Annotated in this window: 12 protein-coding genes; 9 read left to right on the plus strand and 3 right to left on the minus strand. The window is 54.0% G+C overall.

The genetic code is table 11. The features are described from left to right. Positions 1–214 precede the first annotated feature (214 nt). From BBOMB_RS03680 to BBOMB_RS03695, 4 genes are all read left to right on the plus strand, one after another. A complete protein-coding gene (locus BBOMB_RS03680) occupies positions 215–1,585 on the plus strand; it encodes an extracellular solute-binding protein (RefSeq protein ID WP_044087126.1) in 1,371 nt (456 codons plus the stop codon). Positions 1,586–1,663: 78 nt separating this feature from the next. Beyond that, positions 1,664–2,542 (plus strand): carbohydrate ABC transporter permease, encoded by an 879-nt coding sequence (locus tag BBOMB_RS03685; RefSeq protein WP_044087125.1) that lies wholly within the window; start codon positions 1,664–1,666, stop codon positions 2,540–2,542. Then, complete coding sequence (locus BBOMB_RS03690; protein WP_081867275.1) at positions 2,535–3,458, plus strand: carbohydrate ABC transporter permease; 924 nt, start codon at positions 2,535–2,537, stop codon at positions 3,456–3,458. The genes BBOMB_RS03685 and BBOMB_RS03690 overlap by 8 nt, the downstream gene beginning before the upstream one ends. Before the next feature lie 292 nt (positions 3,459–3,750). Next, complete coding sequence (locus BBOMB_RS03695) at positions 3,751–6,528, plus strand: alpha-mannosidase (RefSeq protein ID WP_161787698.1); 2,778 nt, start codon at positions 3,751–3,753, stop codon at positions 6,526–6,528. A gap of 69 nt (positions 6,529–6,597) precedes the next feature. Here BBOMB_RS03695 and BBOMB_RS03700 read toward each other — a convergent pair whose 3' ends face one another. Next, positions 6,598–7,857: an ROK family transcriptional regulator gene (locus BBOMB_RS03700; protein WP_044087123.1), complete on the minus strand. Its 1,260-nt coding sequence runs from the start codon at positions 7,855–7,857 to the stop codon at positions 6,598–6,600. Positions 7,858–8,010: 153 nt separating this feature from the next. Here BBOMB_RS03700 and ybaK point away from each other — a divergent pair, with 153 nt between their 5' ends. The 3 genes from ybaK (at position 8,011) to BBOMB_RS08480 (ending at position 10,002) form a co-directional block, all read left to right on the plus strand. Beyond that, a complete protein-coding gene (gene ybaK, locus BBOMB_RS03705; protein ID WP_044087121.1) occupies positions 8,011–8,523 on the plus strand; it encodes a Cys-tRNA(Pro) deacylase in 513 nt (170 codons plus the stop codon). A gap of 123 nt (positions 8,524–8,646) precedes the next feature. Continuing rightward, on the plus strand, positions 8,647–9,606 hold the full coding sequence (locus tag BBOMB_RS03710) for an aldose 1-epimerase family protein (protein WP_044087120.1): 960 nt from the start codon (positions 8,647–8,649) through the stop codon (positions 9,604–9,606). Between the two features lie 321 nt (positions 9,607–9,927). Continuing rightward, positions 9,928–10,002 carry a 50S ribosomal protein bL37 gene (locus tag BBOMB_RS08480; protein WP_369803150.1) on the plus strand — a complete coding sequence of 25 codons (75 nt, stop codon included), beginning with the start codon at positions 9,928–9,930 and terminating at the stop codon, positions 10,000–10,002. Between the two features lie 213 nt (positions 10,003–10,215). Here BBOMB_RS08480 and BBOMB_RS03715 read toward each other — a convergent pair whose 3' ends face one another. Next, positions 10,216–10,506: a hypothetical protein gene (locus tag BBOMB_RS03715; protein WP_044087119.1), complete on the minus strand. Its 291-nt coding sequence runs from the start codon at positions 10,504–10,506 to the stop codon at positions 10,216–10,218. A gap of 139 nt (positions 10,507–10,645) precedes the next feature. After that, positions 10,646–11,365 carry a sigma-70 family RNA polymerase sigma factor gene (locus BBOMB_RS03720; protein ID WP_081867388.1) on the minus strand — a complete coding sequence of 240 codons (720 nt, stop codon included), beginning with the start codon at positions 11,363–11,365 and terminating at the stop codon, positions 10,646–10,648. Positions 11,366–11,667: 302 nt separating this feature from the next. On the opposite strand from BBOMB_RS03720, the gene BBOMB_RS03725 reads away from it, so the two are divergent. Beyond that, positions 11,668–12,408, plus strand: coding sequence for an exonuclease domain-containing protein (locus BBOMB_RS03725; protein ID WP_044087118.1), 741 nt, complete (start codon positions 11,668–11,670; stop codon positions 12,406–12,408). A gap of 140 nt (positions 12,409–12,548) precedes the next feature. Beyond that, positions 12,549–14,156 (plus strand): UDP-N-acetylmuramoyl-L-alanyl-D-glutamate--2,6-diaminopimelate ligase, encoded by a 1,608-nt coding sequence (locus tag BBOMB_RS03730; RefSeq protein ID WP_044087322.1) that lies wholly within the window; start codon positions 12,549–12,551, stop codon positions 14,154–14,156. The last annotated feature ends 6 nt before the right edge of the window (positions 14,157–14,162 follow it).

Consider the following 14,162-nt stretch of genomic DNA (forward strand, 5'->3'; position numbering starts at 1 on the left):
TCAATATCACATTTCGCGACAATAATATCGCAATGCCATATTATACATTAATTTTATAATAGACTGTGGATTAATTATAAGTCTTCGTTTTTACTTGAATTTGCTTGATTTTTAACCGATTTGACATTTATCTATCGTTCTGATTTAATATTTACTGCAGCATCTAGATTAAACAAGTGAAGTTACTAATGTCTGCATTTAGCGAAGGAGCAATATGAAGAGAAGAAATGTGATTTTCAGCGCCCTTGCCGTGACATTGAGCGCAACCATGGCTTTGGCGGGCTGCGGCGGTTCAGGATCGAGCAATTCCTCCAACCAAACGCTCAAGGTGTTTTACCAGAAAACCGACGGCTTCAAGGCATTTGACATCATTGCCCAAAAGCAAAAGGCGGTTTTTGAAAAAGCACATCCCGGTGTAAAAGTTGAATTACAACCTGTCTCGGCACAGGAATCGGATTACAAGACAAAACTATCACTAGCCCAACGTTCCAGCGAAACCGCCCCCGATGTCATCTACCAAGATTCCGACAGTCTTCAAGCGGATGTGGACGCAGGCTACCTGCTGAACATGCAGAAATATGTTGACAAATGGGAGGATTGGAAACAATTTACTCCCACTGCAAAGAACATCGGAAAAGGAAAGGACGGATTCTACGGCGTACCGATCAGCACGGATACCCGTGTGATTTGGTACAACCGTCAGATTTTCCAAAAAGCCGGAATTGCAGTACCGTGGCAGCCTAAGAACTGGGACGAGATTCTGCAAGCCGCAAGAACCATCAAGAAAAACGTTCCCGGAGTCATACCGATGAACATGTTCGTCGGCACTGCAGTTGGAGAAGGCACCACCATGCAGAGCTTCGATGAACTGCTCTGGGGCACCGGGCTTGGCGACAATGCCCTCAGCGACCGTAAAACCGGCAAATGGGTGGTTGGTTCCAAAGGCTTCAGCGACTCATTGAAGTTCCTCAAGACAATTTACGATGAAAAACTGACGCCGGAAGCTTCCGAAGAGTTTGACCCCAACATCGGCACCAAGATCAGCACCGAACTTCTACCGCAAGGCAAGATGGCGATGACGGTTGACGGCAGCTGGATGCCGCAAACCTGGGTGACCAAAGGAAGTGCGGGAGAATGGCCTCAGGCAAGAGAAGTCATGGGAATAGCCAATTTCCCGACGCAGCATGGACAGAAGCCAGGCTTCACGACAGCGGCAGGCGGCTGGAACATATCAATCAGCGCCAAGAGTCAGAAGCCGGACCTGGCATTTGATTTCATCAAACTGCTTACCAGCAAGGAAAGCACCATCGAGTTCCTGACAAGTTCAGGCAACAGCACCGTCCGAAAGGATGTAGCTGAAGATGCCCGATACAAGAACATCAATCCGTTCATGGAGGATCTGAGCACATCGATACAGTACGCTCACTTCCGGCCCACAGTTGCCGAATACACCAAGATCTCCTCTGAAATTCAGAAGGCGACCGAGAAAATCGCAACTGGAACCTCTGCCGAGGAAGCAGCCAAGGCCTATGACGAAGCGGTCATCGACATTGCCGGCAAAGACATGACAGTAACCGAAAAGTAACAGTTAGTCATGAAGTTGGTGTGTGCAGATGCCATAGCGCTTGCACACACCAACCTTGCCATAAGAAGAAGGAATCATATGAGAGAATTTTCAAAACGGTATTGGCCTACAATCCCTGGAATCATTTTAATGGCCGCATTCATGTTAGGACCAGTGATCTGGGCTTTCTATGGTTCACTGACCAACGTTTCCCTTACCGGCCCTAGGGCTCAAAATCCGGATTTCATCGGTCTGAAGAATTATTCGCACCTATTTACAGATCCGGCTTTCCCCAAATCAATCTGGCTTACCATTGTATTTGTACTGTTGAGCGCCGTCGTCGCTCAAAATCTTCTGGGACTTTTACTGGCCGTTCTACTGGAACGCTCCAATAAAATCATCGGCAGAGCCGTATCCACTACGGTTGTAGCTGCCTGGGTCATGCCCGAATTGGTTTCGGCATTCGCCTGCTACGCATTCTTCTCCAAAGCGGGCACCATGAACCAGATATTGGGCGTTTTCGGTCTTCACGAAATCGAATGGCTCTTCGCCTTCCCTATGGCCTCGGTCATTCTGGCCAACATCTGGAGAGGGACAGCCTACTCGATGATGAACTATCAAGCCGCCATCGGCGAAGTCGATCATTCCCTGACCGAAGCCGCAGTCGTGGATGGTGCCAATTCCTGGCAGGTATTCGCTCATATCACTGTGCCGGTCATCAAACAGACCATCGTAACCAATATGATGCTCATCACTTTGCAGACGATGTCCGCATTCACACTGATCTTCGTAATGACCGCAGGTGGACCAGGAACCAAGAGCATGACGCTTCCGGTGTTCGCCTACAAAGTGGCCTTCAAATACGGTGATATCGGGTACGGGTGCGCCATAGCAGTGGTAATGCTTGTCATCGGCGCCATCTTCGGAGTCATTTATATCCGATCGATGAAGAACGAGAAGGGACTTTCCAATGAGTGATATAACAACGAATGCGGTAACGAACACTGCACTCAATCAGCCGCTTTCGGCACGCAACCATAAAAAAGCGAGCGCCAGATTACAGACCCCCACATCACCTAGACATGGGGTATCAGCGTTCTTTGCCTACGCGGTCCTGATTCTCGTTTTCATCTGTTTCATAGTGCCAATGCTGTGGCTGTTTCTGGCGGCGTTCGACAAGAACGCTTCATTCCAGACAAAGATTCCGAAGCAATGGACCTTGGGAAATTTCTCAACGATACTCAACACCCAGACGACGTTCAGACCGATGTGGAACAGCGCAATCCTCGCATTCGTCGCGACGTTCATCGTGATTACATTCGCAGTGCTAGCGGCATACCCTCTATCAAGGTATCAGTCAAGATTCAATAAACCGTTCCTGTATACCGTGCTGTTCGGAACCTGCCTTCCGATGACATGCCTCATGGTCCCGGTCTATTCATTGTTCGTGACATTCCACCTCATCGATTCCATAATCGGCACCATTCTCTTCCTCGCGGCATCCTCGCTTCCCATGGCCATATGGATGACGAAAAACTACATGGACTCAGTGCCCATGTCTTTGGAGGAAGCAGCCTGGGTTGACGGAGCCAGCATGATGCAGACCCTCGGCAAAATCGTAGTCCCCCTTATGAAACCCGGGCTGGCAGCCGTCAGCATCTTCGTACTGATGGGCACTTGGGGCAACTTCTTCGTCCCATACATGATTCTGATTTCGCCCAGTAAGCAACCCGCATCAGTAAGCATCTATTCCTTCTTCGGTCAAAACGGACTGATCGCCTATGGACAGCTTGCTGCGTTCTCCCTGCTTTACTCGGCGCCTGTCGTGCTTCTATATGCGCTCTCCAACCACGTTCTTGGAACATATTCGCTTGCTGGAGGCATAAAAGGATAATGAAAATCAGTATCAGCAAAGAACAACCCGGGGTTTTTAAGGAAAAGACGAGGGAAGCGTGAACGTCTCAACAGCTAGTGAAAAAACGAAAAAACGTGCAGAGAGAATGCTGACGCAATATCTGCCAAACGCACTGTACAAGCGAACATCACCAGTTTGCATCGAATCATGGAAAGTAGGCGGTGAACCAGTATCATTTGAAACGGCCAAGAACGCGCAATACAAACCCATACAAGTAGGCGCTGCGTGGGGCGCACCGTGGGACACCTGGTGGTTTCACATCACAGGAACAGTGCCGGACTTTTGGAATGAGGAAGAGACCCAGCCTGAACTCGTGGTCGATCTTGGCGTCAACGGGAGTGGGCCCGGGTTCCAGGCTGAAGCTCTCGTATATGACGCAGATGGAACGGTCATCAAAGCCATAGAACCTTATAATGGCAGTGTTCGACTTCCACATCCGGGCGGGTCCTTCGAATGGTACATCGAGGCAGCTGCCAATCCCGACATTGCCTCTCGCGCAAAGACGGCCGGCACTCCCCTGGGCGACGAAGGGGTGCAGGATGGTCCCGAGCTCTACGAACTACGCAGATTGGAGATGGGACAACTTGATCTCGAAGTCTGGAATCTGATCCAGGAGCTGACAGTTTTGTCGGGGCTCTGCGACGAGATCGACAAGGACAGGACCCGTTATGCCCAGATCCTTTCAGCCATCGACGAGGCATTGAATCTCATCAACATCGACGACCCCGGCCTAACCGTCCACAGCGCAAGAGCCATTTTGGCAAAACAACTCGCCAAACCTGCAGTCGAAGGCCATACGGTGTATGCCGTGGGGCATGCTCACATCGATTCGGCCTGGCTCTGGCCTTTGCGAGAGACTCGGCGCAAGGTCGCTCGAACCTTCAGCAACGTGGTCAACCTTACGGACCAGGATCGAGAACTCGTGTTCGCAGCCTCGTCCGCGCAACAGTACCAATGGCTTAAAGAAGACCACCCTCAGCTTTTCAAAGAGGTGCAACGAAAAGCTGCCGATGGTCAGTTCATTCCGGTGGGAGGCATGTGGGTCGAATCCGATGCCAACTTACCCGGAGGCGAGTCCCTTGCCCGTCAGTTCCTTCAAGGAACTCAATTCTTTAGACGGCACTTCGATAACATGGCCCCCATAGCCTGGTTGCCAGACAGTTTCGGATATTCTGCGTCATTCCCGCAAATCGCCAGATTATCGGGTATACAATATTTCCTGACGCAGAAGATCTCTTGGAATGACACGAATGTCTTCCCACATCATTCGTTCCTATGGCAGGGACTGGATGGAACGCAGATCTTCACCCATTTCCCGCCTTCGGATACCTACAATGCATGTGTCAGCCCTTATGAAGTGGCGCTTTCAGAGAAGCAGTATTCCGAGAAAGGCAAGGGCACGTCAAGTTTGATGCTATTCGGCTGGGGCGATGGCGGCGGCGGCCCGACACGAGAGATGATGGCTGCAGCAAGACTCCAGCACAACCTTGAGGGGTCGCCGAAACTGACAGTGACCAATCCGATGGAATTTTTCGAGCAAGCCTCCAAAGAGATGAGTTGCCCACCGGTATGGCGCGGAGAGCTGTATCTGGAACTCCATCGAGGCACCGGAACGTCACACGCTCAGACAAAGCAAGGCAATCGACGTTGCGAAGCCCTGCTGCACGAGGCTGAGCTGTGGGCCACATATGCCTCAGTTCTGACGGGCAAGGAGTATCCCCTCTCCACGTTCGATGACATTTGGCACAAGGTCCTTCTGTACCAGTTCCACGACATACTTCCAGGATCTGCAATTTCATGGGTGTATGCAGAAGTCGAACGTTCCCAGGCCGAAATCATGGAGAAACTTGAAACTATGATCAAGGAATCATTGCAGGCTCTCGTGGGAACAGGCACCAAGTCCCTCATCGCCAATGCTGCGCCGCTTCATCAGAGGCATACTCCCGCCGGTGCCATCGTACAATCCACCGAAACGGAAACTTGGGGCTCAGCGAAACGAAAAGGCGACCATGTTGTATTGGAGAACGACAACGTCTCCTATGAAATAGACACGGAAGGCCATATCGTCTCGGCTTATGACAAAAACAACAAGCGCGAGAATATCGACCCAGCGATGCCTGGAAACGTCCTGCAGCTTTTTGAGGATGCTCCGACGAACTGGGACGCTTGGGACATCGACAGCACCTACGAAGGAATGGAACAGCCAGCAGCGATCGTCGATGGGATTGATATCGGTGCCGACCAAGTCACAGTGAGCGGAACCATCGGTCGATCCAAATATGCGCAGCATGTTCGTCTCGACAATGACACGAACATGCTCCACATCCACACGCACATTAACTGGAACGAGAGCAACCACTTGCTCAAGCAGGCCTTTCCCACGAACATTTACGCAACTGAGGCCACCTGCGAAGTCCAGTTCGGACACCTCACCCGACCAGTGGTCAAAAACACGTCCTGGGATGAGGCGAAATTCGAAAGCGCTTCACAACGTTGGGTCCACATCGCGGATGGGGATTTCGGCGTAAGCATCGCGAACCGCTCGACCTATGCGTATGACTTCAGACAGATCAAACTGTCGAACGACCGACCCGGAACCCAAATCCGAGCCTCTCTTCTGCGCTCCCCACATTATCCCGACCCAAGGCAGGATCTAGGCGAGCACGATTTCGACATAGCCTTCGGCGTGGGTTCAACGATTCCCGATGCCATACGGGCAGGCTATCGCATCAACCTCCCTGCTAGAGCAATGGAGGGCGAGCATGAGATAGAACCGCTCCTGACCGTTGACAATCCGAATGTGATTCTCGAATCGTTGAAAATGTCACAAGATGGAAGCAATGCGGTCATCGCTCGCTTTTACGAAAGCAGCGGAGGGACATCGCGCACGCACCTGGATATCAACTTCTCGTACAACGACATCAAAGAAGTCGGAATACTTGAGGAGGTCTGCGAGGCGGTCCAACCCGTCATCCGCACAATGGAAGCGTCCCATTTGGAACTTGAGCTGCATCCGTTCCAGATAGTCACGCTCAGATTCGAGCGCTAAAACCGTAAGCTCTCGCAGGGTGGTGTCCGACATTCCAAACCGGATACCACCCTTTAAAAATCCAAATGCTCATTTGAACACAAGAGAATGGACTCTGGGAGAGAGATCATGATTCAGAATGATGCTTGCAGCACCTATGCCTGCCACATCCACGCCAAGTTTCGCGGAATGCACCGAAATGCGATGTTCCTGGCGCATCACTGAGTTTTCCTGCACCTCTTGTTTGATCTCATCGATGAATAAGCCTTCCAAATTACCCCAGTAAGGACCGCCCAGCACGATGTTATCCAAATCGAGCGCATCGGATAGCGTACAGACAAGCCGCCCGATTCGTCTTCCGTCCCTGCGCATCAGATCCAGACATGCCTGTTCACCACTGTTTGCACGACGGCATAACGCATCGAAGCAGTGCTCCAACTGCGGAATATCGTCGCAGTCGTTTGTCTCCATAGGCTCATGCACATGCGTCGGCTCCTGGAACAAACCGATTCTACTGGCCTCGGTCACAATGGAACGAGGATCTGCAGAGACGGTCAGGCACCCTTTCTTACCGCACCAGCACTGCTGCCCGTCGGGCTCAACCACAATATGGCCAAGGTCGCCTTCATTGCCAGAGGTTCCTCGATAGACCTCCCCATTGTGCACAAACCCAAAACCAACACCAAGACCCATGTAAATAAAAAGGAAATTCTGATTTTCCGAATATGAGGACCACAGCTCGCCCTGGCATGCTGCGGACACATCCTTTTCCAAGACCACCGGAAGCCCGGTCATTCTTCTGAGTTCAGCTGCAATCGGATAATTCCTCCAGCCGACAAGGTTAGGCGGATTGACAATGGTCTCCGTAGAGATATTCAATGGACCCGGAGATGCCACACCGACTCCTCCGATGCGGTCTTCCGGGATATGATGATCCTTCTGAGCATTGATGATGATATCGGCAATCGCTTCCGTCGTTTTCTTGGCATCCGGTACGGCGACCGGGCAATACCTGGCAACAATGTTACCCGCAAGGTTGAGCAGCAATACAGTGATATGTTCCGGTTCGAGATGCACCCCGAACGCAAATCTCCCCTCAGGATTCAACCTAAGTAAGACCGGCGGCTTCCCACGCTCCCCCGTAATAACGCCACTTTCCACCACCAGTTTCTCACGCAAGAGATCACGGGTAATATTTGAAACTGTTTGGGCGGCAAGGCCTGTCCTCCTACTAATCTCGATTCTGCTGATTCCCGAATTCTGCCGTATGGTCTCAAAGACGGCTTTATGGTTGAATTCACTCAACACAGGAAGGTTGCTACCACGTATCTTAGGTTGAGCGTGGCTCATATTCGCTCCTCATTTCTACGACGACATAGGGATAACATTATTTTCCATCAAATTGAAAAATCCGTACCTCAATATACGCTCACCTCTCCCTGAAACCCAATAAACCCAACACTAGTGAAGCAAAGCGTGCCTACATCGAGGTATAACAGAGTCATGAGTAAAAAACATCAAAACGATTCTGCGGCAAGCGCATCCACGCCCGCCACAGAACAGCTGATCGAAGCCGGAGTAAGCTTCAAGCCGTACGAGTACGAACATTCGGCCGACCACATGGACGAAGGCTACGGCGTCGAAGGCGCCGAGAAGCTGGGCGTAGACGAAGACCGCACGTTCAAGACCCTCATGGCCGACACCGGCAACGGCTGCGTCATCGGCGTGGTCCCGGTAAGCGGTCACATGGACATGAAAAAGCTAGCCGCCGCCGTAGGAGCCAAAAAAGTCTCGATGGCAAGCCCCCAATTGGCTCAGAAAGAATCCGGCTATGTCGTCGGCGGCATTTCTCCATTGGGCCAACGCACGAAGCACGTGACGGTCCTGGACGAAAGCGCCATGCGTTTCGATGAAATCCTCGTTTCCGGCGGCAAACGCGGGTTCAGTGTCGGGGTCGACCCGCATGAGCTGGCACGCGTCGTCGATGCCAAGATCGCGGATATCAGAGCCCGTTGAGCAACCATACGGAAGGCCCCGACGCCATGACGGTGAGCGCATGGCCTTGAGGCACGTCAGGCGGGGCACGAGTATGATGGTCATGAAGGTTTCAATCCATCAAAGCATAGGAGCAATAAAAAGATGTCAGGCATTCAACATGTTCCACCACGCTCTGGCCAACAGTTCACCATCACTCACGGCGATTACACTGCCGTGATCACCGAGTTGGGTGCGACGCTGCGCAAACTCACCTATCAAGGCCACGATGTAATCGTGCCTTGGAACGCCGATCAACCGGTGCCATGCACCAACGGCGAGCTGCTCATCCCCTTCCCGAACCGCATCCAAAACGGCACATACACTTTTGAAGACAGGACCTACACGCTTCCCATAGACGAGCATGAACGCCACACCGCCATACACGGATACGGCTACCGCTCGTTCTGGAAGCTGGAGACCGCGGATGAGCAGAGCACGACCCTTTCCTGGAGGGTACCCGGCATCGTGGGCTATCCTTTCAATCTATATGTCACGACGACCTACTCACTGAAGGACGATGGACTGCACATCGAGGTCACCGCGCAGAATCTCGACAACGTCGACGCGCCTTGGGCATTGGCGATCCACCCTTGGATTGCCAATGGATTCGACGGATTCGGAGACGAAATCGACGCACAGAACGCGCAATGCCGCGTCACCATACCGGCACGTACCCATGTGAAGGTCGATGACGATCTCATCCCCCAAGGCACCGAACCGGTGGAAGGGACGAAGTACGACCTACGCAAACCTACGGCGTTGACCGGGCAGCCCTTTGACGACGCATGGACGGATGTCGAGCATGATTCACACGGTTTGACGACCGCATCGTTCGAGCGTCCCGACGGGATGCGGGTTCGTCTGGGCGGTGACAGGACGATCACCTCGTTCCAGATGTGCACGGGCACCGGTTTCGCTCCCGAAAAGCATCCTTCCGGCGTGGCCATCGAACCACAGACGGCCTATGCCAACGCTTTCAACTCGGGCGAGGACCTCATCGTGCTCAAGCCCGGGAGCTCAGCCAAGACCAGCATGTTCATCTCGGCGGAATTCGGATTCTGACGGACGCTTCATACGCAGTCGGTGCTGCGGATTGTTCCGAGGGTTCATGGAGAACCACGGATGCGACGTTCCGACCTCGGGAGGCAGATCCGAACCACGGGAATTCCCCTCCCACTTTCTGTTGTCCGCCGCCGACGCTGTGATGCACTATGATAATCGGATGGGCAATCACTTGGGACTCCGCCACATGTGGCGAGCCTATCGACGCGCCTCGGACACTCTGTGTTTTATGCCGTCACATCTCGATGCGATTCCCCATAAAGTCGTGCCGACGTGCGATAATCGCCAAGGCGTAAAAAACTTGAGGTAAAGGAGTCCATCATGGGAATGCGCGGACGTAAGCGTAAGGCTCGCCGTAAAAAGGCGGCCAACCACGGCAAAAGGCCAAATGCCTGAGTTTCATGTCTGGTTGCGATTTACCGCGGCTTGACATAGCTTGACAGCATGAAGGGACCTCACAGCCATCGCTGTGAGGTCCCTTCCATTTTCAGAATCCCGGCTTTGCACAACGACTCATAAGTCATCAGCTGCCTACCTTAAACCGCGGGTTGCCTACCTTAAACCGCGCACATCGACGTGTGGGTCAGGCCCATGGACGGCAGCCCGACGTCACACGTTCCGAATTGAATTCGGGGATTCGTCAAGGCAGCAACGGTCGAGTGTGGCCTCGATCCGATCAAGAAGGCCAGCCGGCACCGCCACAGGCCGCAGCACCTGCCGCAGACGCTCTATCATCGCGCGCTCGGCTGCGTCACAACAGGAATCAAGGTCGAAACACTCATCTCCAAGGTCTTCACTATCGCTGGTCTCCACGTGCGTGACACGCATCCGCGAGGCAAGCGCACCTCGGTGTTCCACGGATGTGACCGTGACCAAACTCTCATGCACCGTACCGTTCATTACCCTCTTCACTCCCCGTCTTCCGATCAACAGCAATCGTTTCTATTATTATGCCTCATTCACCCGCGTCATGGGTTCGCGGTCAGTGAAGAACGATCGACCTTCGAACCTTCGACGGGGCTTGCGGCCATCTTCCGGCTTAGCCAGCGGTTTTTCCTGAATCAGCTTTCCCCGAAGCCGCCATGACCGACACGTCGGCCCCCAAATCCGCCGATTCGCCAGCATGTTGGCCATCAATCCGGGAATCGGCGGATTTTGGACGTGATGACCCTGAACCTTCGCCCTTGTCCTTTCTCCCCGCCGCATACCCCTGCTCCAGCGCATAGCTTGACAGTTCCTGCTTGAGCTGCGCACGAGCCCTGTTGAGACGACTCATCACCGTACCGATCTTTACTCCCTGCTCGGCGGCCACCTGCTTATAAGACTTCCCGTCGACCGCCGTGTCGATGAACACTTCACGACGCTCGGGGCTGAGCTTGTCCAAGGCCGAAAGAATCTCCTCGGGGGCGAATCCGTCAAGGTACTCCTGTTCAGCGCTCTTCAAACCTTCCGAATTGTGACTGGATGAGTCATAGATATCCCAATCGTCATATTCGCCGGTGGAATCGTTGGCCCGTTGCGGCCTGCGCTTGGCCTTGGCATACTGGTTGAAATAGGCGTTGCGTTCGATGGTGGTCATCCAGGCCTCAAAATTGCTTCCGGGGCGAAAACTATCGAACGCCTTGAAACCCCGTTCGTATGAATCCTGGACAAGGTCCTGCGCGTCCTCGGGACTGTTGGTGAGCTTCAGCGCCTGCCGGTACAGAACATTCAAGGCAGGTATTGCGAGCTCTTCAAACCTTCGTCTTCGTTGAGCCACAGTCTCCTGCTTCGTCACCTCCGCAAGAGCATCCTCATCGTTCGCCGCACCCTTCCTCTGAATTTGGATGTCGCCGTCGGAACCAGCGGCGTCACCAGACACAGCAGAAGCGTCACGCGGCGAGGTCGAAGTCAGGGAAACGGCGGAATCCGGCAGCCGGGCATCCTTCGCGTGGTGCGAATCACCGAGTGTTCTGAGCTGTACATTCATCGTAACCATCATACTATCGCCGCAAACCATCTACGAGCCACACACAAACCACGCACCGCCTTCATGTCGGTTTCTGGGAGCACAATGGAGACATGACTGCAACACCGGAAACCTTGCTGGAGAACATTGACGAAGCGCCACAGCAGAATGATGAAACCACCCTTGGGAACTCATGGCTTCTTGGCTTCGACACGGAGACCACGGGCACCTCCAGCCAAGACGCCATCGTTTCGGCATCCCTGGTGCTTCGAAACCCGGCCTCCGGATACGAAGGCGACAGCATCTCTGAATGGGTCATCAACCCGCATCGGCCAATGAACCCCGCGGCGGGCGCCGTCAACGGTTTCACCGACGAATACCTGGAAGCCCACGGATCTGAACCCCAAGATGCGCTCACACAGATAGCCGAGGCGGTGCGTCAGGCGCAAGCCAAAAACATCCCACTTCTGGCATATAACGCGCCATTCGACGTCCGTATGCTCCGCACGGACATGGAGCATTGGAACCTTGAGCCACTCCCCAAGGCACTCCTGACGGTGGACCCACTGGTCATCGACCGTGCCGTTTCCAAACGGTCCGGTAAACGAAATCTCGCCATGACAACCGCATACTACGGCGTCCCGCCGCACGGCGATTTCCATGACGCCACCGCTGACACCGTCGCGGCCGTGGACCTCATCAAGCCGATGACCGTGCTCTACCCACAAGTGGGAGCTTTACGGCTTGCGGAACTCATGACCTGGCAACGACAGGCATATACCTCGTGGCGGAACTCATTCAACGACTGGCTTGCAAGCAAGGGCAGACGTGTCATCCGTGACACCTGGCTGTAAACGGCAGCAACCGTAACGCACGCCAACACCCACCGCAGCGGTTTTCATGCGCTTCCCTCCGTCCGCGAAGGTACGGACATGTTTCGACCATATGCGCTTCATAACAGCGAAATATGATGGGAAAGAAAGAAAGGCTCGTCATGGCACTCACACTCACTTCAGCAATCAATCTCCTCAAAGAGCACGACCTTCTTAGAGAGATCATACAAGCGGACCGATGGTCGCTCGACCCGACCGATTTCACCGAACCCGCCAAGGCGTTCAGTATGATCACCTACGATTCGAGACAGGTCGAAGCCGGGGGCTTGCTGTTCTGCAAGGGGAACTTCAAAGGCTCGTTCCTTGAAGACTGTGATGCGAAAGGGATGTCCGCATATGTGTCGCAGGACGATTACAGTTCCGACACGAACGCCGTGGGCATCATCGTCAACGACGTGTACGCCGCGATGAGTCTGCTCAGCGCCGCCTTCTACGACTATCCCCAGCGCGAGATGACGCTCATCGGCATCACCGGCACGAAAGGCAAGACCACCACCGCCTACTACGTGCAGGCGATTCTGAACGCCTACAGCTCAGGCAAGGCGGCATTGTTCTCATCCGTCGACAATTGCCTTGACGGAACGACTTACCGCGAATCGAACCTGACTACCCCCGAGTCCCTCGATTCAATGCGTATGATGCGCGAGGCGGCGAACAACGGAATGAAGTACCTAGTCATGGAAGTCTCATCCCAGGCATACAAGGTCGGCCGAGTCTATGGGCTCACCTTCGATGTCGGTGCGTTCCTGAACATTTCACCCGACCACATCAGCCCCATCGAACACCCGACCTTCGAGGACTACCTGTATTGCAAGCGACAGATCGTGCGCAACAGCCGCCGACTTGTCCTCGGCGCCGATTGCGACCATGCGGGTCTCATCATGCAGGATGCCGCCGACGCCGGCATCCCGGTTCGCACGTTCGCTCTGCGCCACCCCTTGTCGGGTGCGCACTTGGGCGAAGAACCCGTGCAATCCGCCCGTGCCGATTTCACGGCCAAGCCGATCCCCGGCAGGAATCAGGAGTTCACAGTCGATGCCGATGGTCTTGAACCGATACGACTGCGTCTGTCCATGCCGGGCGAATTCAATTATTCCAACGCCACTGCGGCTCTGTGCATAGCCGACCTGGTCGGAGTGGACATCACTAACCAATCGCTGACGAAAGCCGTGGAACCCGTCACCGTTTCGGGACGGATGGAGATGTTCGAAGACGGACACGGTGACGATCGAGGACTCAGAGGACGTCATGATGACGACACCGTGGCCATCGTGGATTTCGCTCATAACTACACCAGCGTCAAGGCCGTTGTGAATTTCGCCCTGCAACGTTTCAAAAAACGCAGACCGCATCTGACGCTGGTCACGGGTTCGGTCGGAGACAAGGCCTATGACCGTCGCAAGGAGATCATCGAGGCGGCGCAGGACGAAGTCGACGAGATCATCCTCACATCCGATGACACCAACACAGAGCCGGCCGAAGAGGTCTGTGCGCAGATGCAAGGCTACATCACGAATCCCGACGTATGTTCACGAATCATCCTCGATCGCGCCTCCGCCGTGAGAACCGCCGTCGAAGAGGCACGGGAACGCGGCGGCTTCAACGTCTTGCTCATCGTCGGGAAGGGCGACGAGCGCTGGATCAAGGTCGCAGGCAGGCACGTCCCCTATGAGGGCGATGAGGCCATCATCAAGCGTATGTTCGCATAGTGCGTG

It is taken from the genome of Bifidobacterium bombi DSM 19703 (assembly GCF_000737845.1).
Lineage (GTDB): Bacteria > Actinomycetota > Actinomycetes > Actinomycetales > Bifidobacteriaceae > Bifidobacterium > Bifidobacterium bombi.